The organism is Zhouia amylolytica (genome assembly GCF_900116365.1).
Taxonomy (GTDB): domain Bacteria; phylum Bacteroidota; class Bacteroidia; order Flavobacteriales; family Flavobacteriaceae; genus Zhouia; species Zhouia amylolytica.
Genome location: NZ_FPAG01000001.1, coordinates 67,070 through 92,787 on the forward strand (window position 1 = coordinate 67,070; position 25,718 = coordinate 92,787).

General features: G+C 36.5%; 23 protein-coding genes. 14 read left to right on the top strand and 9 right to left on the bottom strand.

Annotated features, from left to right (window positions below):
- Nucleotides 1-2: 2 nt before the first annotated feature.
- Nucleotides 3-2,153: a carboxy terminal-processing peptidase gene (locus tag BM361_RS00295; protein ID WP_074976672.1), complete on the bottom strand. Its 2,151-nt coding sequence runs from the start codon at nucleotides 2,151-2,153 to the stop codon at nucleotides 3-5.
- Nucleotides 2,154-2,406: 253 nt separating this feature from the next.
- On the opposite strand from BM361_RS00295, the gene surE reads away from it, so the two are divergent.
- From surE to lpxB, 3 genes are read left to right on the top strand one after another with little or no spacing between them, the layout of a single operon-like run.
- A complete protein-coding gene (gene surE, locus BM361_RS00300) occupies nucleotides 2,407-3,183 on the top strand; it encodes a 5'/3'-nucleotidase SurE (protein ID WP_038268927.1) in 777 nt (258 codons plus the stop codon).
- Nucleotides 3,176-3,466, top strand: coding sequence for a hypothetical protein (locus tag BM361_RS00305; RefSeq protein WP_074976195.1), 291 nt, complete (start codon nucleotides 3,176-3,178; stop codon nucleotides 3,464-3,466). The genes surE and BM361_RS00305 overlap by 8 nt, the downstream gene beginning before the upstream one ends.
- 19 nt (nucleotides 3,467-3,485) lie before the next feature.
- Nucleotides 3,486-4,601 carry a lipid-A-disaccharide synthase gene (gene lpxB / locus BM361_RS00310; protein ID WP_074976196.1) on the top strand — a complete coding sequence of 372 codons (1,116 nt, stop codon included), beginning with the start codon at nucleotides 3,486-3,488 and terminating at the stop codon, nucleotides 4,599-4,601.
- A 122-nt stretch (nucleotides 4,602-4,723) separates the two neighbouring features.
- Here lpxB and BM361_RS00315 read toward each other — a convergent pair whose 3' ends face one another.
- From BM361_RS00315 to BM361_RS00325, 3 genes are all read right to left on the bottom strand, one after another.
- Entirely contained in the window at nucleotides 4,724-5,176 is a 453-nt protein-coding gene (locus BM361_RS00315) for a hypothetical protein (RefSeq protein ID WP_083425822.1), read from the bottom strand.
- A gap of 127 nt (nucleotides 5,177-5,303) precedes the next feature.
- The gene (locus BM361_RS00320) at nucleotides 5,304-6,800 is read right to left on the bottom strand and encodes a serine hydrolase domain-containing protein (protein ID WP_074976198.1); all 1,497 of its coding nucleotides are present in this window, start codon (nucleotides 6,798-6,800) and stop codon (nucleotides 5,304-5,306) included.
- A 147-nt stretch (nucleotides 6,801-6,947) separates the two neighbouring features.
- The gene (locus BM361_RS00325) at nucleotides 6,948-8,675 is read right to left on the bottom strand and encodes a DUF885 domain-containing protein (RefSeq protein WP_074976200.1); all 1,728 of its coding nucleotides are present in this window, start codon (nucleotides 8,673-8,675) and stop codon (nucleotides 6,948-6,950) included.
- 253 nt (nucleotides 8,676-8,928) lie between these two features.
- Between BM361_RS00325 and BM361_RS00330 the strand changes: the two genes are divergently transcribed.
- From BM361_RS00330 to BM361_RS00345, 4 genes are all read left to right on the top strand, one after another.
- The gene (locus BM361_RS00330; protein ID WP_074976202.1) at nucleotides 8,929-9,456 is read left to right on the top strand and encodes a hypothetical protein; all 528 of its coding nucleotides are present in this window, start codon (nucleotides 8,929-8,931) and stop codon (nucleotides 9,454-9,456) included.
- A gap of 25 nt (nucleotides 9,457-9,481) precedes the next feature.
- Nucleotides 9,482-9,979, top strand: coding sequence for a hypothetical protein (locus BM361_RS00335; protein WP_038268913.1), 498 nt, complete (start codon nucleotides 9,482-9,484; stop codon nucleotides 9,977-9,979).
- Between the two features lie 73 nt (nucleotides 9,980-10,052).
- The gene (locus tag BM361_RS00340) at nucleotides 10,053-11,327 is read left to right on the top strand and encodes a TlpA disulfide reductase family protein (RefSeq protein WP_074976204.1); all 1,275 of its coding nucleotides are present in this window, start codon (nucleotides 10,053-10,055) and stop codon (nucleotides 11,325-11,327) included.
- Between the two features lie 44 nt (nucleotides 11,328-11,371).
- Nucleotides 11,372-11,797, top strand: a complete 426-nt coding sequence (locus BM361_RS00345; protein ID WP_051413626.1) for an RDD family protein — start codon at nucleotides 11,372-11,374, stop codon at nucleotides 11,795-11,797.
- A gap of 72 nt (nucleotides 11,798-11,869) precedes the next feature.
- On the opposite strand, the gene BM361_RS00350 is transcribed toward BM361_RS00345, so the two are convergent.
- Nucleotides 11,870-12,634: an oxygenase MpaB family protein gene (locus tag BM361_RS00350; RefSeq protein WP_074976206.1), complete on the bottom strand. Its 765-nt coding sequence runs from the start codon at nucleotides 12,632-12,634 to the stop codon at nucleotides 11,870-11,872.
- 131 nt (nucleotides 12,635-12,765) lie between these two features.
- Between BM361_RS00350 and BM361_RS00355 the strand changes: the two genes are divergently transcribed.
- Entirely contained in the window at nucleotides 12,766-13,797 is a 1,032-nt protein-coding gene (locus tag BM361_RS00355; RefSeq protein WP_074976208.1) for a DUF5694 domain-containing protein, read from the top strand.
- 56 nt (nucleotides 13,798-13,853) lie between these two features.
- Here the strand turns inward: BM361_RS00355 and BM361_RS00360 are convergent, their stop codons facing one another.
- The gene (locus tag BM361_RS00360; protein ID WP_074976210.1) at nucleotides 13,854-14,855 is read right to left on the bottom strand and encodes a DUF6340 family protein; all 1,002 of its coding nucleotides are present in this window, start codon (nucleotides 14,853-14,855) and stop codon (nucleotides 13,854-13,856) included.
- A gap of 163 nt (nucleotides 14,856-15,018) precedes the next feature.
- Here BM361_RS00360 and BM361_RS00365 point away from each other — a divergent pair, with 163 nt between their 5' ends.
- The 4 genes from BM361_RS00365 to BM361_RS00380 all read left to right on the top strand — a co-directional run bounded on the left by BM361_RS00365 (nucleotide 15,019) and on the right by BM361_RS00380 (nucleotide 18,151).
- Nucleotides 15,019-15,396 carry a DoxX family protein gene (locus BM361_RS00365; RefSeq protein ID WP_038269171.1) on the top strand — a complete coding sequence of 126 codons (378 nt, stop codon included), beginning with the start codon at nucleotides 15,019-15,021 and terminating at the stop codon, nucleotides 15,394-15,396.
- Between the two features lie 112 nt (nucleotides 15,397-15,508).
- On the top strand, nucleotides 15,509-16,120 hold the full coding sequence (locus BM361_RS00370; RefSeq protein ID WP_074976211.1) for a GNAT family N-acetyltransferase: 612 nt from the start codon (nucleotides 15,509-15,511) through the stop codon (nucleotides 16,118-16,120).
- 192 nt (nucleotides 16,121-16,312) lie between these two features.
- Complete coding sequence (locus BM361_RS00375) at nucleotides 16,313-16,840, top strand: GNAT family N-acetyltransferase (RefSeq protein WP_074976213.1); 528 nt, start codon at nucleotides 16,313-16,315, stop codon at nucleotides 16,838-16,840.
- 21 nt (nucleotides 16,841-16,861) lie between these two features.
- Nucleotides 16,862-18,151, top strand: coding sequence for an APC family permease (locus tag BM361_RS00380; RefSeq protein WP_074976215.1), 1,290 nt, complete (start codon nucleotides 16,862-16,864; stop codon nucleotides 18,149-18,151).
- On the opposite strand, the gene BM361_RS00385 is transcribed toward BM361_RS00380, so the two are convergent.
- Nucleotides 18,143-19,411, bottom strand: coding sequence for an acetyl-CoA hydrolase/transferase family protein (locus BM361_RS00385; RefSeq protein WP_074976216.1), 1,269 nt, complete (start codon nucleotides 19,409-19,411; stop codon nucleotides 18,143-18,145). The two genes, BM361_RS00380 and BM361_RS00385, sit on opposite strands and share 9 nt — an antisense overlap.
- A 128-nt stretch (nucleotides 19,412-19,539) precedes the next feature.
- Between BM361_RS00385 and BM361_RS00390 the strand changes: the two genes are divergently transcribed.
- Both BM361_RS00390 and BM361_RS00395 read left to right on the top strand, forming a co-directional pair.
- Nucleotides 19,540-20,085, top strand: coding sequence for a C40 family peptidase (locus BM361_RS00390; RefSeq protein ID WP_074976218.1), 546 nt, complete (start codon nucleotides 19,540-19,542; stop codon nucleotides 20,083-20,085).
- A gap of 77 nt (nucleotides 20,086-20,162) precedes the next feature.
- On the top strand, nucleotides 20,163-22,172 hold the full coding sequence (locus BM361_RS00395; protein WP_074976219.1) for a ComEC/Rec2 family competence protein: 2,010 nt from the start codon (nucleotides 20,163-20,165) through the stop codon (nucleotides 22,170-22,172).
- Between the two features lie 8 nt (nucleotides 22,173-22,180).
- On the opposite strand, the gene BM361_RS00400 is transcribed toward BM361_RS00395, so the two are convergent.
- The gene (locus tag BM361_RS00400) at nucleotides 22,181-24,283 is read right to left on the bottom strand and encodes a peptide MFS transporter (RefSeq protein WP_074976221.1); all 2,103 of its coding nucleotides are present in this window, start codon (nucleotides 24,281-24,283) and stop codon (nucleotides 22,181-22,183) included.
- A gap of 15 nt (nucleotides 24,284-24,298) precedes the next feature.
- Entirely contained in the window at nucleotides 24,299-25,699 is a 1,401-nt protein-coding gene (locus tag BM361_RS00405; protein WP_038268900.1) for a peptide MFS transporter, read from the bottom strand.
- Nucleotides 25,700-25,718 lie beyond the last annotated feature (19 nt).

The following is a 25,718-nucleotide window of genomic DNA, read 5'->3' on the forward strand; positions in this document are numbered from 1 at the left end:
AATTACCCTTTAATATCGGCCAATTTACCTCTTTTAATATTACTTAAGTGCAGATCTTCTAACACGTTAAGAGCTTCCTCCATATAAACATCTTTAGAAAGATCTCTGTGCCAACGGTCTCTCTTTTGTTCTAAAACACTATCCTTCGCCATTAAAGTTTTCTCATATGGTAATGAACTGAAGGTAAGGTTGGTTTTATAATCAGAAATCGCTCTGAATTGTTTTACCGTCTCCTTATCTTTATTCATCTCATTCACATATTCGTCATAATTCAATGAATATTGCTTAATATCCTGCTGGCTTTTCACCCAACGTGCATTTGAATCAATAAGTTTTAATTGTGGATTTTCAGCCATACGTTTTTTACTTTTATTTATGGCCTCTTCATAGTCTATATAACCATCCCATGTTTCGTAAGTAGCAGGATCAATTTTATCCCATGGAAGTGGATTCTCCTGATCTTTTTCTCCAATATTGATATAACTATAACGATCTGGAACCACCACATCACTTTTAACTCCTTCTAACTGGGTAGACCCCCCATTAATTCTATAAAATTTTTGGGTAGTTAACTTCATGGCGCCTACATTTCCAAAATCATTATCTCCTCTTAAGAATTGGTTTAAATCAATTATATTCTGAACTGTACCCTTACCATATGTCTGTTTGCTCCCAATTACAATTGCACGTTTATAATCTTGCATTGCAGCAGCTAAAATCTCTGAAGCAGAGGCAGAAAGTTCATTTACCAAAATCACCAATGGTCCATTCCATTGAATTTCATCATCAGTATCTTCTAAAACTTCCTGACGTTTTCCTGTTGATTTTATTTGAACGATAGGCCCTTCTTCAATAAACAAACCTGCCATATCGACTACAGTTTTTAAGGAACCTCCACCATTATTACGTAAATCAAGAACAAGACCTTGCATTCCCTCTTTCTTAAGTCTGGCAATCTCCTTGGCAACATCAGATGCCGCATTTCTTTTAGTATAGTCTGTGAAGTCTACATAGAATTTCGGCAAGTTAATAACGCCATAAGTATTACCATCTTTATCAACGGTAGAAGACTTAACATAAGACTCTTCCAGCTCTACAACATCTCTTGTGATTGAAATCTCTTCGATTGTACCATCAACACGCTTAAGGGTTAAAAACACCTTAGATCCTTTTGGTCCTTTGATCAATTTAACGGCATCATTCAAACGCATTCCAACAACATCTACAGGCTCTTCATTTTCCTGGGCCACTTTTATTATCTCATCTCCCACTTCCAGCTCGTTCTCTCTCCAAGCCGGTCCTCCAGAAATGATCTCAACAATTTTAATATAGTCGTTCTTTTTCTGTAAGCGCGCTCCAATACCTTCGAATTTCCCTGACATATCAGTATCAAAACGCTCTTTGGCTTCTGGCGCCATATAAGAGGTATGAGGATCAAACTCCTCGACAATAGAATTTAAATAAATCACAAACCAATCTGTACGCTCCAAATCATCCATGAAATTAAAGTAATCATCCATGGCTGTTAAAGTATTCTCTCTTGCTTCCTTTTCGGTTGCTACCTTATCGGTTACTTTACCATTGGGAGCAACATCCTGAAGTTCTCCATCTTCTTTTACTATTTTGTCATTTTCCAGAGCTCCGGCATAACGCTCTAATGCACTGAACTTCAACTGTTGTCTCCAGCGTTCCGTAAGTTCCTTTTTATTTTTAGCGTAGGCATGCTTTTCATAATCCAAATCGATACGTTCTTCGACATTAAAATCAAATGGCTTTTTTAGTACTTCCTTGTAGATTTCCCTCGCCTCTGACATTCTTTGCATCAATCGATCATAGGTCAGATTAAAAAAGGCCACATCGGATGCCTTTATTTGATCATCAATGGCTTCGCGGTACTTACTGAATTCTTTAATATCTGATTCAAGAAAATAGCGTTTCAATGGATCTAAGGCCTCTATATAATCATCGTAAACATCTTTAGAAAACGCATCATTGAAATCTTTAGGGCTCAAATGTCCTTTCTCCAATACATATGCAATTAGATCTACCAATAATTTATCTTTATCTGAACCTTCGAATGATTTATTGGTAAAACTACATGAAGCTACTAATATTAATAGCCCTCCTAACAAGTATACTAAATTTCTTTTCATCATATTTTTATTTTTAAATGTACCGAAACCATCATCATCATTATTAACCATTGGGCTTCGGATAATATTTTTTCAATCTATAAAAAACTTACTTATTTAACAATAATCTCATTTTTTTATCAATAGATTCGACTAAAGGTCGACTAAAATACAGAAAAAACCGTGCCATCAACAGCGAATGCTACTAATTTTTTGTTAAACGTAAAAGTACGGTCCAAATTGCTTATTTTAGTGCCTCAATACTCATAAAGATATGCAAAAAAAGCCATTAATCTTGGTGACCAATGACGACGGAATTACCGCTCCAGGACTAAGGACATTAATACACATAATGAATGAAATCGGCAATGTAGTTGTAGTAGCACCCGATAGCCCGCAAAGTGCTATGGGTCATGCTATTACAATTAACAGCACCTTATACTCCAACGCCGTGAAGATAGATGATGGTCCGCAAAAAGAATATAGCTGTAGCGGGACCCCGGCAGATTGTGTTAAATTGGCAGTTAATGAAATACTTGAGCGCAAACCTGATCTGTGTGTCAGTGGCATCAATCACGGATCGAATTCTTCTATTAATGTCATTTATTCCGGTACTATGAGTGCCGCAGTGGAAGCTGGGATTGAAAATATTCCTTCAATAGGGTTTTCTTTATGCGATTATGCCATTGAGGCGAACTTTGAACCGGTAAAAGAATATGTTAAAACCATCACTATCGCTGCTTTAAAAAATGGGATTCCCAAAGACACTGTTCTCAATGTTAATTTCCCAAGGCTTCCAAAAGAAGAAATAAGAGGCATTAAAATTTGTCGTCAAGCTCGTGCTACCTGGATGGAAGAGTTTGATAAGCGCACCAACCCTCTTGGAAAAGAATATTATTGGCTTACGGGTAAATTTGTGAACCTTGATAAAGGTGAAGATACTGATGAATGGGCCCTGGCACATGGTTATATATCTGTTGTCCCTGTTCAATTTGATCTAACTGCACATCACACGATTCAAGACCTTAATACCTGGAACCTCAATGATTAAAAGAAAAGAAATGGTTATAGGATTTCTGGTAGGAATTATAGCCAATACTGTTGGTTCTTTAATGTATATGTTAATCTTCTCAAAACTAAGCTTAAGTCAAACCTACGAAATTGCCCAGGAACAGGGTTATTTAGGAAGCATCCTTGCGCTTGGTGCTCTTTTAAATTTATTAGCCTTTTTTGGATTTTTGAAAATTAAGCGAGATTTGAGAGCAAGAGGGGTTCTTGTCGCCACCTTACTTACCGCACTAATTATCTTATTTTATAAAATTTTCGGAAATTAGCCCTTTGTAATAAAACGGTATGAAGTACTATATAATAGCTGGTGAAGCTTCGGGTGATTTACACGCCTCCAACCTTATGAAGTCCCTAAAAAAAACTGATCCGGAAGCCGAATTCAGATTTTGGGGAGGTGATCTTATGCAAGATGTTGGCGGGACTCTTGTAAAACATTACCGAGACCTGGCTTTTATGGGATTCATGGAAGTATTAATGAACCTAAAAACAATTCTCAACAATATTAAATTTTGTAAAGAAGACATTACCAAATACCAACCGGATGTATTAATTTTCGTTGATTACCCTGGATTCAATATGCGGATTGCCAAATGGGCAAAAGAAGAGGGTTTTAAAACTCACTACTATATTTCTCCGCAAATATGGGCCTGGAAGGAGAATCGAATCAAAGCTATTAAGCGAGATATTGATGAAATGTACGTAATTCTTCCTTTTGAAAAAGATTTTTACGAGCAGAAGCATCAGTTTCCCGTGCACTTTGTGGGCCATCCACTCATAGATGCCATTGCTAACAGGGAACAAGTATATCCTGAGGAGTTCAGAAAAGAAAATAAGCTAGATGACCGACCGATTATTGCTATCTTACCAGGCAGTCGCAAGCAGGAGATTACCAAGATGTTATCGGTTATGTTGAGTGTTGTCGACGAATATGAATCTTATCAATTTGTCATTGCCGGAGCACCAAGTCAGGAGTATGAGTTTTATCAACAATTTATCGGTTCAGCCAATGTACATTTTGTCACTAACAAGACTTATGATTTATTAAGCCTGGCAGAAGCCGCACTGGTAACAAGTGGCACTGCTACTCTTGAAACAGCACTATTTAAAGTACCTGAGGTCGTTTGTTATAAAGGCAATTGGTTTTCGTATCAGATCGCCAAGCGTATAATTACGCTTAAGTATATTTCTTTAGTAAACCTTATCATGGATAAGCCGGTCGTTACTGAGCTCATTCAAAATGATTTTAACACCAAACGTTTAAAACATGAACTTGACAGGATATTAGACCCGGAACATCGTAAGCAAGTCTTCTTAGACTATTATGAACTTGAAAAACAATTAGGCGGTAAAGGTGCCAGTATGAATACTGCTAAACTTATATTCAATAAGCTAAGCGATTAACAGAACCTTCTTAAAACTATTTGTTTTCGGCTCTTTAAGACAAGGTATACAAATGGCTGCTAAACATTATTAAGTGAGCCCCTCGCTGAGCTTATTCAGCTTTTAGATGCAAAAGGAGCAGACTACCATAGTACACTTATAGCATAATCTACGTACGAGGCGGTATAAAATGTGAGTCCTATGTAGCTTAGATTGTATGTGGCTCGAAACAACCATGGCAACCTGGAAAGATCGTGTTTCAACCAACGGCTTATCAGCACCCCGACTGCCATAAATAAAAACCAAATCATAAAGAAATACGACATCCTTCCTCTAATTGACAGCACTACCAGGTCGTGTATAAAACCACAAAAAACAAAAGTAAACACAAGAGAAAGTCTTGCAGGCATATACCTTCGTAAAGGTTTAAAAACCAGTTTTCCCAGATAATACCCAAAAATAGGATTCCAGTAATGCCAAAAAACACCAAAATTTTTTGCACCGAAGGATCTGTACAACATATTACGTAAAGATTTTGGATGCCCCATTGGCACACCATTTCTTTTCTTCACATATTCTCTTAAGGTAATTTTCAATTTTTTATGGTTTGGGATGGCAATGTAATAATTAATCCTGGAACTAAAGAAGAAACTCCATGGGTCCGCTTCTCCTTCACCTATCAGTCTCCTGCTGCCAACTGCCTCCCGTTTGAAAAACCTGAAATTACTCTTTGATGTAATTCAATGAACCCGTAAACAAACTATCATTCTCTATTAGAAAATCTCTTTGCATAACTCCAAGATCTGCCTGATAAGCTTCGCCATTCATAAAAACGACACCCTCTTGTATTCCCCATTTAAAAATGTAATGGTCATCTTTAGTCATTAAGGTTATATCCGGCCATCCCTTATCATTTACATACCTCCCTAAAATAGGGTTTATCGAATCAGCTACGACAAGGACATTGTCTTGCAATGGATACCTAATTTCATTTTCTTTTTCAAAACTCTCCTGAAACAATGCCGACTCTTTTTTAAAAATGGAATCCGCATGAGTAGGTCTAAAGAGGTAATTATATGCATAATTAGCGAGTAAATGTGGCAACAGGTAAGCACGACTATCATTTGAAAAAGCGATTATTCCAACCTTCTTTTTCGGAATAAAGGATGCATGAAATGAAATGCCCGCCAATCCGCCAAACCGTGTTAATATCGTATCATTTTGATAAGTTGCTACATCCCACCCCAAACTGTACCCGTTTCGATGATAGGTGAAATAAGTGCGATCTTGTCTGGTAGTTGAAGTATGCAATTCATTCCAACTTTCCTGGGTTAACAAATTTTTCTCCTGATTTATATTTGCACATATCCATTTTGATAAATCGCTGACACTAGACAGTACACCCCCGGAAGCATGCATGGTAATATCGTCTTTAAAAAAACCTGAATTTACTATTGAATTACTTCCATCTATGGTATACGATGGCATAATTTCATTTTTATCAAAATCAGACACCTCCGTTGTTGTACCCCTCATTTGCAAGGGGTTGAATATTTCATCCTGCATACATTGTTTCCATGATTTTCCAGAAACCTTCTCAACAATCATTGCAGCCAAAATAGGTCCGACATTACTATAGCGAAATTGATGAGATGAATCATATTGAAAATCATTATTGAAATCTTCTATCAATTCAATATTGTTTCCACTATACCCTAAAAATGCAGTTTTCCAAGCTAACTGGGTATTAAAAAGACCATGTGTATGGTTAAGCAATTGCTTAACGGTTATACGATCTAAATCTATCTTGTCATTTAAATGTAGTTCCGGCAAATACTTTTTTACAGAAGCATTTAAATCGATTTCACCTTGCTCTTCCAAAATCTTTAAAAGGGTTCCTGTAAAAGATTTTGTATGTGATGCTATATACAAGGGAGATTCATCGTTATATTTCGTTGGCCTTTTTTCCAGCACATCCTTATTAACAATATATGAATATGCCAGGCCACTACTATCAACAATTGCAAATACAACATCCCCCTGAATTTGATAGTCTGAATATATCTTTTGAATTTTATACTGAAGATCGCTATGAAAATTCGGATGATTCATGGAAAACACATTCGTATTGACAACTTGTTTATCGGGTAACTTTTGACAAGAAAACAACCATAAGATCATGACCAGGAACAGGATAAAGCTTCTAAGACATTGTATCATAAGTAACTTAAGTTTTTTTGGTAAGACGACCTTTTAAGGTATTTGGTTACATACCCTTATAAGAAATTGCCATTTAAAAAATGGCAACATTCAAATTACTTATGTTACGCACATGAATATCTGCCAGAGCCACTAATAAAAACTAAACTATTTGCTTCTTTTTTTGGCAATATATGTGTTTACTTGATCTTCAAGTATCGGGATGGTAACCGTCCCTTCTTTAAGAATTACATGGTGAAATTCTCTTATATCAAAATCAGCACCTAATTCCTTTTCGGCTTTTGCCCTGAGTTCTTTAATTTTCAACTCTCCAATCTTATAACTAAGTGCTTGTCCGGGCCAACCAATGTATCGATCGGTCTCGGTATTGATCTCATGTAAAGACAATGCCGTATTTTGCGACATAAAGTCTATTACCTGCTGTCGACTCCATCCCAGGGCATGAATTCCAGTATCTACCACTAACCTGCAGGCGCGCCACATTTCATAAGTTAACTGTCCGAACTTTTCGTAAGGTGTTCTATAAATCCCCATTTCATCTGCAAGTTGTTCAGTATACAAGGCCCACCCTTCTCCATAAACAGATAAATACAAATTTCTTCTGAAGCCAGGAACCGATTCTTTAAGTTCACTATTCAAGGCAATCTGTAAATGATGTCCTGGCACAGACTCATGTGCTGCTAAGGCTGGTAAAGCATATAACGGCCTGCTTTCCAGTTTATAGGTATTAACCAAAAAGTATCCCGGCTGGGTTCCGTTTATACTATTTCCTGAATAGCGTCCGGCCGTATATTTTGGAGCCATTGCATCCGGAACGGGGATAACTCCATAAGGTTGACGGGGTAGCCTGTTGAAATAAGCAGGAAGTTGAGCATCGATACGTTTACATATATCACGAGCAAAAGTCAACAAGTCCTCTCCACTGTTTGCATAAAACTGCTTATCCGTTCTTAAAAAATGTAAAAAATCATCGAAACTACCATCAAAGCCCAACTCTGCTATAATCTCTTTCATTTCTTTACGTATACGTGCAACCTCCTTTAATCCTAATTCGTGAATGGATTCGGCCGTATATTGGGTAGAGGTGGTATAGTAATTTATTCTATTCTGATAAAAGTCTTTCCCATTGGGTCTTGCCGAAACGCCTATGGCTTTCCTGGCATTAGGGATGTATTCATTTTCAAAAAACTCTTTTATTCTTTTAAAACTCGGCACTACACTATCCTTTACCACCTTTAGCGCAGCCTGTTGTAATGAATCCTTTTGATGATCGCTTAAAGTATTAGGCAAATTCATAAATGGACTATAGAAATAACTATTTTCAGGATCCTCTACAATATGTGTATCATAAGACGCATTGTAGCCATTGAAAATAACTTTCGGCTGGTCGATTCCTTCTTCAAGTCCTTTTTCAATCATTTTTATTTGACTCTTGGTGAAATAAGGAATTGCTTTTAACCTATTCAAATATGAAACCGCGTTTTTATAGCTTGTTATTGGTCTCACCTGATAATTAAGATTTAAATGAAATCCCTGATCGGCCTGAATAGGGTTCAAATGCATTTTATATTTATACCTATTCACTTTATCTTCAAGTACAAATTTCAGAAGTTTTACATTTATTCTATTTTCATCAGAAAGTGAGGCAGTATCCAGCTTATCTATATCCTTCAATAAAGCGTTGGCAAAATCGGCTTCATTCCGAAATAACGCTTCATCATACCTGCCAAGCGGGTACTCTTGATAAGAGTAAGCCTTATGCTCCTGATATTGCTTAATAATTGAATCTAACTGATCATTCGCCTTTTGGGCATACCCAATATGAAATGTTTGGAGTCCAATAGTTATAAATAAGAAAAATGATAATCGGTTCATAAGATGCGCTTTATTGAGATGCTAAGATGTTAAATTTATGAATAGGATTCAATCATTCACGACCATAATTAATAATTATCCCATTTATAATCCATAATTCCTAACAGGAAATCTTCTTCCTAATCCCCAAAAGTTCGCTCACCGGATAAAGACCCGCGGTAAAAATTCGACATATTTGTAGTAGTACACCTTCTTTGTTTACCACTATAATTCTTATATTGTTCATCAAATTTAAACCAAACGTCTAGTTGTAATGCTTAAAAAATTCATTTCTTTATCTGTACTTCTATTTTGTTATGTTTTTATTTCATGTAACAGCAGAACCCAAAAAGCTTCTGAGAACGAATTCATTAATGAGATCTTACCTCAAATAAATATTGGATCTCTTGAAATTGAAAATAAGAAATCATTAAAAGTCATTACAGAAAAGGATAAAACCTACTTAGTTGAATTAACTTCGACTAAAGAAGTAAACGATTTAGTTGAAAAAATACTTGAGGAGAACCCTAGCATCCCTATTAGCCGTTTCTCAAAAACTAATAACTCCTACTTTAACCATGCAACCTTCTATATGTTGATTCAATTTTTAATGCCTTTCTTGATTATTATACACCTGATATTATTATGGGTCTGTTTAAAAATGATTTTAAAATCTCCTGTAAACGAATCAGATAAACTGACCAATACCATTATCGTAATTTTCGTTCCGCTATTGGGTAGTATTATTTATTTAACTACAAAAAAAGAACTAAATAAGAGGCCAAAGCAATCTGAATCGTAATTAAAAACCACCAAAACTTGACATTGTGAAAAACCAAACGGACACCATAACACCCAAAGAATTTTTAAAAACAATAGGCATTATTTATTTAGCGCTTTTGACTGGATTAATAGGTTTCGGAATTTATATTTTTTTGCAAAAGGAATCCTGGCAATTTAAGTTCAACAATGAAAGCGACCCTTTTTTTTATCTGGTGCCTCTCTTGGCTATCAGTGGAATTTTCATGGGACAATACCTTTTTAACAAACAGATCTCAACCACTAATGACAAAGAAAGTCTGAGGGAGAAACTAAGTGGTTTTCAAGCAGCTGCCATTCTGCAATATGCATTAATTGAAGGACCCGCCATGCTTGGGCTTGTAGCTTCTTTAAAAACCGGCAACCTGCTTTATATTTCCATTTCAGGATTATTAATTCTCTATTTCATAGTGCTAAGACCTGGTAAAGAGCGCATAGAAAAACACTTACGTCTTTCTCAGGAACTAAAGAAACAATTCGACATGAGTGAACATCCGCTGAGTTAATAAAGCCTTACTTAAATTCTGAAATAAAAATCACCTTTTCATTTAAAATCAATCAAAAAACGCATTCACTATTATGAAATTACCTTTTAAACTTATACTTCTTACCCTAACGATTAGTTTATTCAATTGTACACCGGAAAAGGCAAAAATGCTTGAAATTGATGGAACAGTGCTCGATCCGGACATCAAATCCATTTTATTAGTTAAACCTAATCAAGATTTACGTTTCGATTCCATTCTGGAAATTCCTGTAATAAACGGTAGGTTTAATTATGAAGCTAAGCTCGAATACCCCGAGGCAGTAACACTTATGCTAGGGAAGGCAAAGCAAAATGGAGGAGGAAGTTTTATGCCATTATTTTTAGAAAATGACGCTATCAAACTTACTATCAACAAGGAAGAAGAGTTTAAAAACAACACCGTTGAAGGAGGATTATTTAATTCAGCCTATCAGTCGTATAAGAAAAATATGGAGGCAAAGTTTTTTGATGAGCTACTCCCTATACAAGACAGTCTCAATGCCCTTTGGAAATCAGGTGAATACCATAGCAAGGAAATGAAAGTCATCATGGACCAACTCAAAGAAGAGGAAAACCAGGATGAACTTATCGTTCTTTATCAAGCTATGGATGATTTAAGAGAGAAGGGATTGGATAAATCTGCCAAAGGGCAGGAGTTAAGTGACCAAAGAGCTGCCATTCATGAAAAAGTCAAAGCTTTCCAGCAATCGTATATTGAGGCAAATCCAAATCTGGTTTCTTACCATTTTTTACTTGATGACCTCAGGTTTCAAAAAGAAACCATAGACATTGAAATGGCTGAAAAAAACTATGAATTATTAGCTCAGGCTAACCCCGATCATCCTTATAATGAAATTGTTTTGAACATGATTAATGCGATTAAAAATATTAAAATAGGAAAACCATTTAAAGACTTTTCAGCTCCGGATCTGAAGGGAAATATGATCACCCTTTCCAATCAAATAAACGGTAAGATTGCCTTATTGGATTTGTGGGCTACCTGGTGCGGGCCTTGTATTTCTAAAACCAGAACCATGCTACCGCTTTATGAAGAATACAAGGATAAGGGCTTTACCATATTAGGGGTAGCTGGTGAATTCAAAAACACAAATCGATTGATTAAGTTTCTGGAAAAAGAAAAATGGCCATGGCTTAACCTGGTTGAATTAGACCGTGAAAATGCGATTTGGCAAAAATATGGTGTTGATGGTGGTGGTGGAGGTATTTTCCTAATCGATGAGCAAGGCACCATTCTAGCCAAAGATCCCACGGCCGAAGAGGTTAAAGAGGTGCTGGAAAACAGATTGGGTAATAAAGATGTTATCTAACTTTGATATCATTTCAAAAGAAAAGTATTCACAACATCCAGAATATGAAAACAGCAAATTCCAACGGACCTGCATCCCACCTGACCTATGCAGGTCTTTTTGACAGGGTAAAAGCTATTATAATAGATTCCCTCGTGGTCGTTTTAGCACTTTACATTGTATCTGATGTCCTACAACTTTTTGACGCTGTCCCAACTATAATACGCAGCTCAATATTTTTATTATTATTTGCCTTATATGAACCGTTAATGACTAGTTTTTTCGGCGGCACTCTCGGACATAAAACGCTAGGTCTTAGCGTGAAAAGTGAAATAAATCATAAAATGAATATCCCAATACACAAAGCTCTTTTAAGGTGCTTAGTAAAGTATCTTTTAGGTTGGATCTCGCTTTTATCCATTTCCTTAAGTCCACAAAATCTGGCAATTCACGATCACTTATCAGGTTCAGTGGTGCTCGTAGATGAATAACTATATTCTAAACATTTAAATTCAGATTCCCTTTATTGTTCCCATCAAAAAACATTCAAGAAAGATAAACGTTTATGAAGTAAACTTATCCAGTTCTGCTATCTGCACCTTATAGCTATTGGGGAGTAATATATTTTTTATCAGTCTATCCATTTTTAATAATCTGCATATCTTATAAACTGGAATTGCAGGGGTTAGCCACGAAAACGAACTAAACTGCAATAATTGTTTTACGGGTTTAGGGACAATTAGCTTCTGTGCTTCGCGTAGTAACCAATATCGAAATGATCCCAGGTGTTTATTATATTGCTCAAATAAATTATGAGTATATAAACTCCATTGTAAATTATTCTTTAAATGTTCTTTCCGGACCGGAAGCCAATCATTGTATGTAGGTGGCAGTTCTTTCAAACCCATTCGAGTTCCCACCTTATAAAAAACACTGTATACATCTTCTTTTTCATCATCTGTCAGCTTACGTTCCAGCAATTCATATGATGCTTTAGAATAATATATCAACATAAATAGCACATCACGATAAGCCCAGTCGGGTATAACTGCTCCCCTGTTGTCTTCAACAGTTCTGTGAATTTGACGAATGGTGTCTAAAGCCTTATGCGCATCTTCTTTTGATGAAAAAACAATTTTTCGGGCATATGCTACGGTAGAGAATAACCTTCCTATAGGGTCAGCAGGGAGTTTGCCCGTGTAATAGAGCCAATCTACCGCCTTGTTCAGAGCAAATTCAGCAGCAGCTCCTGCAAAAATAAGTAATATGGTATCACTCTTACCCCATATTTTCTTTACCACCGATTCATTTTCTACAAATAATGACATTTCCTTAAATAACTTCTTACTAAGTTACAAATTAGATGGCTTATAAGATTCTCATAAAAAAGCTAAAAATTCCGTAACGATTTCCATGAATACTCGTCTCCTAGGAAACATCTAACAAATCACTAACAACTATGCGCCTATTTTCAGTTTTTACCCTTCTGTTTTTCACCTTCTTTATTAATAACGCTCAAGATCGTAACACCCAAATTCTTATTGTTGGTACTCCGCACCTGCATCATATAGATGGATTTGACGCTGCAATGGTCTCTCCTGTAATAACAAAATTAAACACGTATAATTTCGATGTAGTATGTATTGAAAATATGCCTGCTGAGATGCTATATGACATTCGTTCACGCAAGGATAATGCTTTTGCCGGGGTAATAAATAATTTCGGAGGACATCGATTAATTCTGGCTGATAGCGCACAAAAAATATTGGAAATTAATTTTGTAACTGCTGAAAAGAAAATTTCTGAATTACGCAAAACGGAAATATTAACTGATCAGGATCGTCTAGCCTTGATTGAATATTATATCGCTGCTGCTGATATAACTTCAGCAATTCTTCAATACAATTATCTGAAAGACCGAAGTGTCCTAAAGCAATCTCGGTTATCCCACGATCTCATTGATAAAGTCTTAGATCTATCTAAAGAATCTAATGAGATTTATTCCGTAGCTATCCCAGTGGCAAAATATCGACATTTAGAAAAGATAGATTATATAGACAATTTTCAGGATGAAGCCTTGCTTTTAAAGCATTACCCGGACTTTATATCCGATTATCAGAAAAACAAGGACCAATTAAATGGTATTTCCGAACATCCGATATATAAAAAACAACAAGAAATTTTGATCAAAGGAATCGCTGATAAAAACCTGTCTGCTTATTATAGCTTTTTAAACGATAAAGAATATGGCTCTCAAGATTTTCAAGCCCAATGGGCGGTTTGGTTTAAAACAAATTTTGAGTCCGGGTCTGATAAAGCTCGATTTTATTTATGGGAAATGCGAAACCTGCAAATTACGGCTAACATTGCCAAAGTATGTGCTTTAAATCCCGGTAAGCGCATCATGGTAATTATAGGTGCTTCTCACAAGACATTTCTGGAAAAGTACCTTAAACAGCTTCCCCATGTAGACTTGTTATCCTATAATTAAATCGTTGATTCAACGAAAAAAGCCGGAGTGATTCACTCCGGCTTTCTGTTAAAACCCTACAATTCGAATCGTTTTCTTCTGAGTAATATTTTAGCATAATCACGGCCCTGCTTATCCCCATAGTCTTCATATGCACGCTGTGCCCATTCTAATGCCAAATCTGTTTTCCCTAATACTTCATAAGCAACAGCTACATTGAGTGCGGCACGTCCGGCAGATTTACTATTAGGATTAGCAGCTATTCCTGTCCAAATTTCTATGGCACCATCCCAATTAGCTACTTCACTTCTACGCCATCCGGCATCAAACTTTCTTTTATCCCGACCTTTTCCTTTTTTATACATATCACGTCGAACTCTGTAATAGCTCGGTAAAAATCTACTGATATAATCAAACCCGGCAGCATAAGCTGTTTCGGGCAATGCATTTAATGGCGGCACTCCATTTACCAAATTAAAATTCATGTAATGCGTTTGCTGAAACTGATCTATAATGGTTTTCGAATAAGGATCATATAAACGCCAATAACTTCGGACATCAACCCGGGTTTGCTGCGGTAAACGACCTTTAACTTTTCCTGTATTGATAACGGATGAAACCTGATCTGCAACTGTATTCAAAAGAATATCAGAATTGGAATCGAAGGTTTCAAGAACTAAGAGCACATCGGCATCACTTGCTTTACAAATAGCATCTACCTTTTCCCATTTTAGTACATCCGGAGTTCTTCTTGTACCCGTACCATACAATCTAAGGGTATCGGGAATTAAAACAGTTAAATTACTATGATGTTGTACCCCCGACATCACACCTTTTACAGCTTCATCAGAAGCTAATTTATCTGAACCTGCTATCTCTCCGGTAGCCACAGACTCCAAGGTTTTATTTTGTTGATCATCCTCCCTGGTTAAGGAACGGTTTACTACTACAATATTCTCAACCCCTTTCGGTAAAATAACCTCAGGTTCCTGAGGATAATTAAGGTAAACATACCCCGAGCTACATGCTTCTAATCCCAAGGCACATAGCATTAGATATAAAAAGTAAAGTTTTTTCATAATTTTAAAATTTGGTTCAGTCAGGAAAATACAACAAATGTGCCACAACTTCAGCAATGAGGTTATTTCCTTAAAAATAACTAACTTACTGTCAGAAACATACTTCAATAATCTTGAACAAACCAATGAATTAAGAACATTATTAAACTTTAAAACTTTTGCTATGAAATCAAAAATATTATTTGTTATCAGCCTATTGTTCGGACTTATGTTTATAAATGGAGGCCTTAATAAGTTCTTCAATTACATGCCCCCTCCGGACAATCTTCCGGAAGAATTAGTTAATCTAATGACTGCTTTTGTGGAATCCGGATGGATAATGCCTTTACTCGCCATTGTTGAGATTATTGGAGGCATCTTATTTATCATTCCTAAATACAGAGCTCTAGGGGCTGCAATGATATTCCCGGTTATGGTTGGAATTCTTTTGACACACATCATTATTGCTCCATCAGGTTTACCGATTGCTATGGTACTATTTGCTATCAACCTATGGGTTATCTATGAGAACAGACATAAATACAGTCCTATGATTCAATGAAAATCACAGACTCCTTAATAGAAGAAATTTAAACGCAGCCAGTCTTTTAAGTAAGCGTCGTCTTTATTATCTTCGATAGGTATTTCACCAATATAACAAACCAACACACACCATGATAAACTGGCTTGACAATATTACCCTGGAAGGTAACAAAGCAACCCTTGCACCTCTTGATGGAACACATAAAAATGAACTTTTAGCTGCAGCTGAAGATGGAAAGCTTTGGGAGTTATGGTATACCTCCGTTCCATCAACCGCCAATATTGACAATTATATTGAATTTGCTTTAAAAACTAAGGAGCAGGGTACTTCATATCCATTTGTCATCATCGATAAAGCCCAAGGAAAAATAATTGGCTCAACTCGCTATTGTAATGCCACTCCAGAACACAGACGTCTTGAAATAGGATATACCTGGTATGCTAAATCAAGACAACGTACCGGGATAAACACAGAATGCAAACTATTATTATTAAGTTATGCATTTGAAGCCTTACAATGTATTGCTGTAGAATTTAGAACGAACTGGTTTAACCTACAGTCGCGCAATGCCATTGCAAGTCTTGGTGCCAAACAGGATGGGATTTTACGAAATCACAAGATTAATCCAGATGGAACTTTCAGAGATACGGTGGTCTTCTCAATTACGCAGGAAGAATGGCCCAGCGTAAAGAAGTCATTGTTGTATAAACTAGAAAAATATAACCTTAATAAACGTATGTGATGAGAAAAGGCATTGCGCAACTCATACTGACCACGAGTATTATATTCTTTATCCTTAATCTTTTTACCTATGACAGAAATGATTCAAATCTCGGGTTTTGGTTAAGATTCTTAACTTTTACCCTATTAATAATCTCCATGATTCTTAGGTTAAAAAAGAAATCTCATATACCCCAAAAATAACACCTTAAAGATGCCTAAAGTCAAAAAATCATACGAAACAGAACGACTTTTTATCATCCCGACAAAAGAGGAGGATGCAGCATTTATATATGAATTAATGAATACCCCTAAATTCCTAAAATACATTGGTGATCGAAATATTAAAACCGTTAATGACGCAGCAAATTATATAAAAGAACGGATGATTCCTCAGTTAAACCGTCTGGGTTTTTCTAACTACACTCTTATTCGTAAATCTGATAATTGCAAGGTGGGTACTTGTGGACTATATGACCGGGAAGGCCTTGAAGGGGTTGATATCGGATTTGCTTTTTTACCGGCCTATGAGAACAAAGGTTATGGGTTCGAGGCTTCAAGTAAACTCCTTGAATTAGCCTTTACATGCTTTGGAATTTCAGAGGTTAAAGCCATCACTACCAAGGATAATATTCCTTCTCAAAGGTTATTAGAAAAACTAGGGCTAAAAAATGAAGGAACAACAAGGATTCCTGATGATGAAGAAGAGTTGTTATTATTTGTATTAAAAAGAAACAGCTGACTATTCTTAAAAACCTAGGGTATGGATAAAAAAATTGGACTTAGAGAAGCAATCTCCATTGGCATTGGAGGCATGGTAGGAGGTGGTATTTTTGCAGTTTTAGGATTAGCCGTTTCATTAGCAAAAGGTGGCACTCCTCTGGCCTTCTTAATAGCTGGTCTTATTGCTCTTTTAACTTCCTATAGTTATATTAAACTTTCCATTGCCTATCCAGACCGGGGAGGTACGGTTAAATTTATCAATCAGGGGTTTGGAAAAACAATTTTTAGTGGAGCTATCAATAATCTACTTTGGTTAAGCTATATTATCATGCTTGCTCTGTATGCTTCTGCATTTGGATCTTATGCCCCTAATTTATTTCCCATTTCTCCGAATGCCTCTTTAAACTTCCATATTTTTGCGAGTTTCATCATTCTACTAGCTACTGCAATTAATTATTACAGTATTAAAGTTGTTGGAGCCATAGAGTCGTACGCTGTTATAATTAAGCTCTTCATCTTAGTATCGTTTATAATTATTGGAACCTACGGACTATTTGGAAACTCAAATCTGGAACAATTAGCACTCTCCAATTGGGAAACTCCAATTCATTTATTAGCAGGCGGCATGGTTATATTTGTGGCCTATGAAGGTTTTGAACTTATTGCGAACGCTGCACCTGACATTGAAAATCCAAAACGTAATATTCCGAAGGCCTATTTAGGTTCGGTGATTTTTGTAATTGCTTTATATATAATTATAGCTATTGTAACAGTTGGTTCTTTGCCTTTTACTGACATTGCCAAAGCAGAAGATTATGTATTAGCTGAGGCGGCTAAACCTCTACTTGGAAAAATAGGTTTTTCTATTATTACTATTGCTGCCTTAATATCTACCTTTTCGGCCATCAATGCTTCTATTTATGGGGGAAGTAGAGTAAGTTATGAAATTGCAGAGGACGATGAACTTCCTCATGAATTGACCGGGAGTTTCTGGAATCAACCGATTGGACTTATCATTACTTCGGTTGCAACCCTAATCGTCACCAATATTCTCCCTCTTAAAAGTATCTCGACCGCTGGCAGCATCGGGTTTCTTCTTATTTTCGCCATCGTTAACTTAGTTTGTTACAAGAAGAGAAGTCAAATTGGAGCTTCTAAATTCATCCCTCTAGCAGGTTCTTTGGGTTGTCTAGCGGCCTTAATTACATTAATCGCTCAGCAATTCAGCACCAACAAAACAGGAATTATAGTTGCTCTAGGCATAATTCTCTCATGCTTTATAATGGAATGGCTCTTTAAGAACTATAAAAAAGACTCATCTTCAGCTTAACTGTTCAAAAAAGACTTTTTCAATGGTTTCCTGATGTGAGGGATGCGCAATATCAATGAGTGCCTTCGCTCTTTGGTTAATATTTTTCCCATAGAGGTTAGCGACGCCATTTTCGGTAACCACATAGTGCACATGGGCCCTGGTTGTTACAACACCTGCTCCAAGTTTAAGATTAGGAACTATTCGACTTATTCCTGTTTTGGTCATTGAAGGAAGTGCTATAATGGCTTTTCCTCCCTGGCTTAAAGAAGCTCCTCTAATAAAATCCATTTGCCCCCCTACACCTGAATACATTTTGGTTCCTATCGAATCTGCACAAACCTGACCGGTTAAATCCACTTCAATAGCCGAGTTAATTGCTACCATCCTGCGGTTTTGCCTTATGGTTGCAACATCATTTACATAGTCAGAGGTTCGCATTTCAATAAACGGGTTATCATCGACATAGTCATACAAACGCTTCGTTCCCATTAAAAACGTAGCTAAAGATCTTCCGGGAAGAATATTTTTATAATTGCCATTGATCACATCTTTTAAGATGAGGTCTATAACCCCATCTGAAAACATTTCGGTATGCAGTCCAAGATCTTTATGGCCTGTCAACTTTGACAATACCGCATCAGGGATTACTCCAATTCCCATTTGCAAAGTACTCCTGTTATCTATAAGCTCTGCAACATACTCCCCTATTTTTTCTTCTACAGAGGAAGGTTTGGAAAGTTTATGTTCAGGTATGGGCTCATCACACTCTACAAATAAGTTAATTTCAGATATATGTATAATTCCATCACCATGAGTTCGCGGCATTTGTTTGTTTACCTGAGCAATTACCACATCGGCATTATCTATGGCCGCAAGTGTTGCCTCCACCGAAACTCCCAGCGAGCAATACCCGTGTCTATCAGGCACCGAGACATGAATTAAGGCTACATCCAAGTTAATAATATTACGTTTAAATAATATTGGTAGCTCACTTAGAAAAACCGGGGTATATGAGCCATTTCCTGCGGTAAGGGTATGTCTCACATTTTTTCCGATAAAAAAGGAGTTTACATGAAAGTGTTTTTTAAGTTTTGGATTTGCGTATGGTGCCTCCCCTTCCGTATGTAAATGGCAAATTTCAACATTAAAAAGGTCTTCATGTCTGTTTGTTAAAGCTCTAATCAATAATTGCGGAGCGGCTGCAGCTGCCTGAATATAAACTCGCTGATTCGATTTAATTATCTCTACAGCCACTTCGGCTGAAACTGATTTATACATAACCCCTATATTTTAAGGATAAATCTATAAATCATTTAAATTAAAAAAACTGTTTTTTATCATATCAACTTAAAAGTTCACCATAAAGATTCATTTAATTTTATTAATTTGGCATCAAAACCTGCTTCATGAAACGATTCTTGCCTTTTCTAATTCTTCCACTATTCATAATAACTTCATGTGGATCCTCTAAAAAAGCGTCAAGGCAAAAAGAAACGAGAACAGTTTCGGTAAAACCAAGGCCTACTGTAGAAAACGATGATAGAATTGAAGGCAGTAAAGAGCGACTAACTACTCAAACTGAAAATATTATTAAAACTGCGTTATCCTATCAGGGAACGCGATACCGATATGGAGGAATGTCAAAATCAGGAATGGACTGTTCCGGGTTGATCTATAAAAGTTATACTACCCATGGAGTTTCAGTAAATCGTTCCTCTTATGAAATAGCCAAACAGGGTGTCGATATAAACCTGAAAAAGGTCCGTGAGGGCGATCTGTTATTTTTTGCCACAGGGAAGAAAAGTAAACGAATTAATCACGTTGGATTAGTCGTTGACACTAAATCTGAAATTTTATTTATTCACTCCACCACTTCAAGAGGGGTTTTGGTTTCTTCCTTAGATGAAGGCTACTGGAAATACGCCTTTATCAAAGCAAAACGATTGCTCTAAAACTACGATACCTCTTTAACAGTCAATATTTAAAATTGTAATCTTATAATGTAATAATAATTAAGTAATTTCGTACAATGAAATCACTTAATTATGTGGCTATAAAACTAACTCTTTCCTTAATTACGGGGCTCATATTTGGATTTCAACTGCATGTTAACATCCTATACATCCTGGTAATTTCCATTTTATTATTCGGTCTGCTCTTATACTGTTTAATTAAAGGAAGGAAAACATCTTTACTCTTCACTTCCACATCCTACTTGATCATTTGCGCTATAGGTTATATTTCTGTTTACATTCATAATCCCAAAAACGCACCCAATTTCTTTGAAAACATCGCAAGTTACAACCGTAAGAATATATTCACCATTAAAATTAATTCCACATTAAAATCAAGCGATTATCATTTACGGTTTCAGGGCGAAGTAATCAGCGTTAACAAAGCAAAAAGCTCAGGAAGTCTCATCCTCAACATTGAAAAAAATAACATAAAAGGTACAATTCTTCCAGATGACTTAATAGTTACTGACATTGCTCCCGAACTGGTTCATACCTCTTTAAACCCTCATCAATTCGACTATCGAAAGTACCTCGATAAAAAGTTCATCTATCACCAACTATACTTGAAAGAAGGAAAATTTCTCATAGTAAACCAAGAGCCTAATACTATCATTGGCCTGGCATCTCATATCAGGTCAAAAATTCAAGCTTCGCTCAACAGAGAGCAATTTAATCCTGAGGTCCTTGCCATCATCAATGCACTATTACTTGGCGACAAGAGACTCATCTCTAATGAAATGTACCAAAATTATGTAGATGCGGGTTCGATTCACATTTTGGCCATTTCAGGCTTACATATAGGAATCTTACTCCTTATGATTCATTTAATGTTATCGCCACTGCTTCGTTATAAAAATGGAGCACCAATAAAACTAGTTATTTCACTTGTTATACTGTGGATCTATGCCGTTGTTGCAGGCTTAACTCCTTCTGTAATACGGGCAGTTACGATGTTCAGTTTTGTCGCCTATGCACTGAACCTAAAAAGGCCTACTAACACCTACAACGTTATTGCAATTTCCATATTCTTTTTATTATTATTTCACCCATCATTTTTATATGATGTAGGTTTTCAATTGAGTTATGTCGCCGTTTTATTTATCATCTGGTTACAACCCATGATATCTAAACTTTATAGTCCAAAATGGAAGATCACCAAATATCTATGGTCATTATTTACAGTTTCGCTTGCTGCCCAAATTGGCGTTGCTCCTCTAGGTCTTTATTATTTTCATCAGTTTCCCGGTTTGTTCTTTCTATCCAACCTGGTTATCATTCCATTTTTGGGTATAATTATAGGTGTAAGCCTTTTAATTATGATACTATCAACCATAAACATCCTTCCCGGGTTCTTAATCACCTTTTATAATTATTTGATTGTTCAGATGAATGATTTTGTTCAGTGGATTTCTCAGAAAGAAATGTTTATTTTCAGAGATGTCTCATTTAACAAATACACCCTCTTATTCAGTTATCTAATGATTATCTGCCTGGTCTTCATGATGAAGAATTTCCACCTCAAAAGGAAAGCTGCTTCCTTTGGTTCGGCATTACTTCTGTTTACAATCATCTTAGTCATCTCTGTAAATAAATCAGACACAAAACGTTTCATCATTTTTCATAAAAGCCGGCAAACACTTATAGCAGAACAACAAGAGTACCTGATTACATATACCAACGATATCAACTCCGTAAAAAATATAATTACCAATTACAGTACCGCCGAATACATCGATAGTGTTTTAACCCTCCCACTAAAAAAGGAATATCGCTTTAAACGCGAGTTGATCGTTGTAATCGATAGCAGTGGAGCGTACAACCTTGATACATCTAAGGCTATCATCCTTTTAACCCAATCACCTAAAATTCATTTAAAAAGATTAATAGACAGTATACATCCCGTTAAAATTATTGCTGATGGAAGTAATTATAAAAGCTTTGTAAAACGGTGGAAGGCTACTTGTAAAAAAGAAAAGCTCCCTTTTCACTATACAGGTGAACAGGGAGCTTATATTATTGAATAAGATAGTGTTTACTTTACACCATGCATTAATTTCTTCATTACCGGATTCAATAACCAAACAATTAAGCCTGCTAAAGCCGGTACAATGGTAAATATTAAAAAGAATGTAGACAAGCTATATTCTTTGGTTATATTGTCTATTTGTCCTCCCAAGGTCGCTGCAAGTTTTTGGCCTATTGCTATGGCAAGATACCACATTCCGAACATAAGGGCTATCATACGAGCTGGTACAAGCTTACTAACATAAGAAAGTCCAACCGGAGATAAGCACAATTCTCCAAGGGTATGAAATAAATAAGCAAAAATCAACCAAACCATACTCACCTTTACGCCTTCCTGGATTCCATAAGATCCAAAAGCAAGCAATCCAAAGCCTACTGCCATTATGATAAGTCCAAGGGCATATTTCGTAGCGGCACTAGGGTTGTATTTGCTTTCCCACCATTTGGAAAAGAAAGAAGCAAATGCAATGATGAAAAATGAGTTCAATATACTGAACCATGAAACAGTTATTTCAACTTCATTACTTTTCACTTCAGACACCGTTGCCTTAACGACCCCAGCATCCTGGTTTTGATTTTCACCATTTTGTCGTGCAGCCACTAATCGCTCTTCATCCAGATAACCGAATGAAATCTTTTCATTATCCTTATGAATAATAAACAATTCTTCACCAACAGCAAAGTCTAAAGGTTCGGCAATTCGTGTAATTCGCTCTACAATCACTGCATTGTTATCGACTTGCATATTTTCAGTTACCGGGTCGTATGCATACATTTGATTCCCCTGGTCATCTTTCTTTTGATTACCGGATTCGTCTAAGAGGGGTGTTTGAACCGCTTTGTATGTCACATCGTAAGCGGTGGTACTTAAGTCTCTGTTAAGCATCCATCCAACGATACCCCACATTAGGGTAAAACAAATAACGAGTACAATATTTGACCCCGGAATCTTTTTAAAAGTCTTTTTCCAAAGAAGATATAAAACCCAGGATATAATAGCCAAAGGGATAATGGTTAGGAGCGCGTTAACAACATTAAAGGCAATAGCAGCATTACCGCTCAACACTCTATCTACACTATCTCTGGCAAATAAAATTAAAGAAGAAGCACCTTGCTCAAAGCTCATCCAGAAAAACACCGTAAAGAAAGCGAAAACAATAAACGCTATCATACGATCTCTTATGACACGCGTATAACGTGCAATTCTTCCTATTACAAGAATTAAAAACAAGAATAGTCCAACTAAAACGACTGTGTACTGTCCTTCTAAATCACCTATTCTGGCCCAGGCAAACATGTCGATATTAGCAATCTTCGACATAGGGTCATTAATTGCATAGCCCAATCCAACAATTGAACATATGGTAATTAAGATTTTATCTAATTTAGTAAACGGGTTTCTTTTCTCAGCTTCAGCATCTTCTGCAGACATGGAAGTATTTTCTGGCTTTAATTCTTCCTTCTCAGGTACGCCCCCAATTTTACCGAATAATGGTTTTGCCAACCAAAACTGCAGGGTTCCTAAGAGCATAAATATTCCTGCTAGACCAAACCCCCATGACCAACCAATTCTTTCTGCCAAATATCCACATAGCATCATTCCAAAAAAGGCTCCTGCATTAACCCCCATATAAAAGATTGTATATGCTCCATCCTTCTTTTCGGGATTGTCTTTATACATTCCTGATATGATGGAGGTAATATTCGGTTTAAAAAAACCGGTTCCTATAACCAACAGGGCTAATCCTAAATACAGCGAAAATTCAGTTTCCAAGGCCATTGAAGCATGCCCTAAAGTCATAATTAAAGCACCTACAACAACAGCCCAACGATAGCCAATAAATCGATCGGCTATGATTCCACCTACAATTGGGGTTATGTAAAGTAGCATTGCATAGGTACCGAACAGCGCTCCAGCATTTTCTGCAGACCATTCCCAGCCAGGGTTGTACCCAATCATCGCCATGGTTAAAAAATTCACCAGTAAGACACGCATTCCATAAAAGGAAAAACGTTCCCACATTTCGGTGAAGAATAAGACAATTAATCCTGCAGGATGTCCTAAGACTTTGTCTTTAAACAGATTTTCAATATCCGTACTTGAGCTCATTTACATGCAATTATATTAAACTCTTTTATCCTCTAATTCAAGACTTCCAATACCGTCAACCTCACTAATTTCTCTCTCATCATCTTCCGCCCCATGAGTAAGGTTTTTAAGTTTTTTGAAAAATACACCAACGAGGAGTCCAAAAGCAATACAAAAAATTGCAATACCTGTAAAAACAGTAAACTCGCCAAAAGTTGAAGCTGACTCACCTAATAACCCTGCTACTTTATTACCTAAACCTGTTGTTGCAAAATACAATCCCATCATTAATGAGGCATACTTCGCGGGTGCAAGTTTAGTAACAAAAGAAAGTGATACCGGCGATAAACTAAGCTCACCAATTGTATGAAATAAATATGCTAAAACTAACCAATACATTGCTGAAGATCCAGAGCTTTCAAACTGTGCTGATGCAGCAGTCATAAACAAGAACCCGGTACCCATAATAATAAGTCCCATGATCATCTTAAATAATGAAGAAGCCTCTTTTCCTTTGAGTTTTCTTTTAGCCCAGTATCCCGCAACCAAGGTTCCTAAAGTGATTATAAAAAATGCATTAAGTGACTGAAACCATGAGGCTGGTACTTCCCATCCCATTAACATTCTATTTGTTTTTTCTGCAGCATATATATTCATCAATCCTCCTGCCTGCTCAAAAGCTCCAAAAAACACTATTACCATTAAAAACGAAAGTACAAGTACAATTACCCTGTCTTTTTCAATCTTCGTTAAAGGCCTCTTTAATGCTTCTTTATCTTCTTCCTTCTCTGACTTACCAAGATAATCTCCAACTCCTTTCAAATACTTTTGTCCTAATAAAAACTGAACAAGCCCGAAGAACATACATATACCGGCCAGACCGAATCCATAATGCCATCCGTAAACTTCTCCAACATAACCAACTATTAAACTGGAAAGAAATGCTCCAACGTTAATTCCGATGTAGAAAATAGTAAAACCTTTATCTCTTCTGATATCTCCTTTTTTATAGAGGCCACCTACCATCGTTGATATATTTGGTTTCAACATACCCACACCTGATATAATAAAGCCCAGACCCGTATAAAAAGCCCACATTTGTTCAATAGCCAAAACCGTATGCCCAATCACCAACAAAATGGCTCCAACTATAACTGATTTCTTCTGGCCTAAAATTCTATCTGCAATTATACCTCCGGGAATCGAAGCAACATACACTAACATGGTATACCACCCATATAATTGTAAAGCCTCTGCATTAGTCCATCCCAGGCCTGGATTATCCTTGGTTGTTTCTGCTACAAGATATAATACCAAGATGGCCCGCATTCCATAATAGGAAAAACGCTCCCACATTTCGGTAAAAAATAGAATATACAACCCAACCGGGTGCCCAAATAACTCTTTCTGGTGTGCTTGTTTAACTACGTCCGACATATCTATCCAATTAATTTAA

Excerpts from the sequence above, each read along its gene's own strand:
- BM361_RS00400 (WP_074976221.1), bottom strand. The coding sequence starts at position 24,283 with ATGAGCTCAAGTACGGATATTGAAAATCTGTTTAAAGACAAAGTCTTA.
- BM361_RS00405 (WP_038268900.1), bottom strand. The coding sequence starts at position 25,699 with ATGTCGGACGTAGTTAAACAAGCACACCAGAAAGAGTTATTTGGGCAC.
- BM361_RS00390 (WP_074976218.1), top strand. The coding sequence starts at position 19,540 with ATGAAACGATTCTTGCCTTTTCTAATTCTTCCACTATTCATAATAACT.
- BM361_RS00395 (WP_074976219.1), top strand. The coding sequence starts at position 20,163 with ATGAAATCACTTAATTATGTGGCTATAAAACTAACTCTTTCCTTAATT.
- BM361_RS00385 (WP_074976216.1), bottom strand. The coding sequence starts at position 19,411 with ATGTATAAATCAGTTTCAGCCGAAGTGGCTGTAGAGATAATTAAATCG.
- BM361_RS00325 (WP_074976200.1), bottom strand. The coding sequence starts at position 8,675 with ATGAACCGATTATCATTTTTCTTATTTATAACTATTGGACTCCAAACA.
- BM361_RS00375 (WP_074976213.1), top strand. The coding sequence starts at position 16,313 with ATGCCTAAAGTCAAAAAATCATACGAAACAGAACGACTTTTTATCATC.
- BM361_RS00305 (WP_074976195.1), top strand. The coding sequence starts at position 3,176 with ATGATTAAAAGAAAAGAAATGGTTATAGGATTTCTGGTAGGAATTATA.
- BM361_RS00370 (WP_074976211.1), top strand. The coding sequence starts at position 15,509 with ATGATAAACTGGCTTGACAATATTACCCTGGAAGGTAACAAAGCAACC.
- BM361_RS00350 (WP_074976206.1), bottom strand. The coding sequence starts at position 12,634 with ATGTCATTATTTGTAGAAAATGAATCGGTGGTAAAGAAAATATGGGGT.
- BM361_RS00345 (WP_051413626.1), top strand. The coding sequence starts at position 11,372 with ATGAAAACAGCAAATTCCAACGGACCTGCATCCCACCTGACCTATGCA.
- BM361_RS00340 (WP_074976204.1), top strand. The coding sequence starts at position 10,053 with ATGAAATTACCTTTTAAACTTATACTTCTTACCCTAACGATTAGTTTA.
- BM361_RS00355 (WP_074976208.1), top strand. The coding sequence starts at position 12,766 with ATGCGCCTATTTTCAGTTTTTACCCTTCTGTTTTTCACCTTCTTTATT.
- BM361_RS00320 (WP_074976198.1), bottom strand. The coding sequence starts at position 6,800 with ATGATACAATGTCTTAGAAGCTTTATCCTGTTCCTGGTCATGATCTTA.
- BM361_RS00360 (WP_074976210.1), bottom strand. The coding sequence starts at position 14,855 with ATGAAAAAACTTTACTTTTTATATCTAATGCTATGTGCCTTGGGATTA.
- BM361_RS00295 (WP_074976672.1), bottom strand. The coding sequence starts at position 2,153 with ATGAAAAGAAATTTAGTATACTTGTTAGGAGGGCTATTAATATTAGTA.
- BM361_RS00380 (WP_074976215.1), top strand. The coding sequence starts at position 16,862 with ATGGATAAAAAAATTGGACTTAGAGAAGCAATCTCCATTGGCATTGGA.
- lpxB (WP_074976196.1), top strand. The coding sequence starts at position 3,486 with ATGAAGTACTATATAATAGCTGGTGAAGCTTCGGGTGATTTACACGCC.
- BM361_RS00330 (WP_074976202.1), top strand. The coding sequence starts at position 8,929 with ATGCTTAAAAAATTCATTTCTTTATCTGTACTTCTATTTTGTTATGTT.
- surE (WP_038268927.1), top strand. The coding sequence starts at position 2,407 with ATGCAAAAAAAGCCATTAATCTTGGTGACCAATGACGACGGAATTACC.
- BM361_RS00365 (WP_038269171.1), top strand. The coding sequence starts at position 15,019 with ATGAAATCAAAAATATTATTTGTTATCAGCCTATTGTTCGGACTTATG.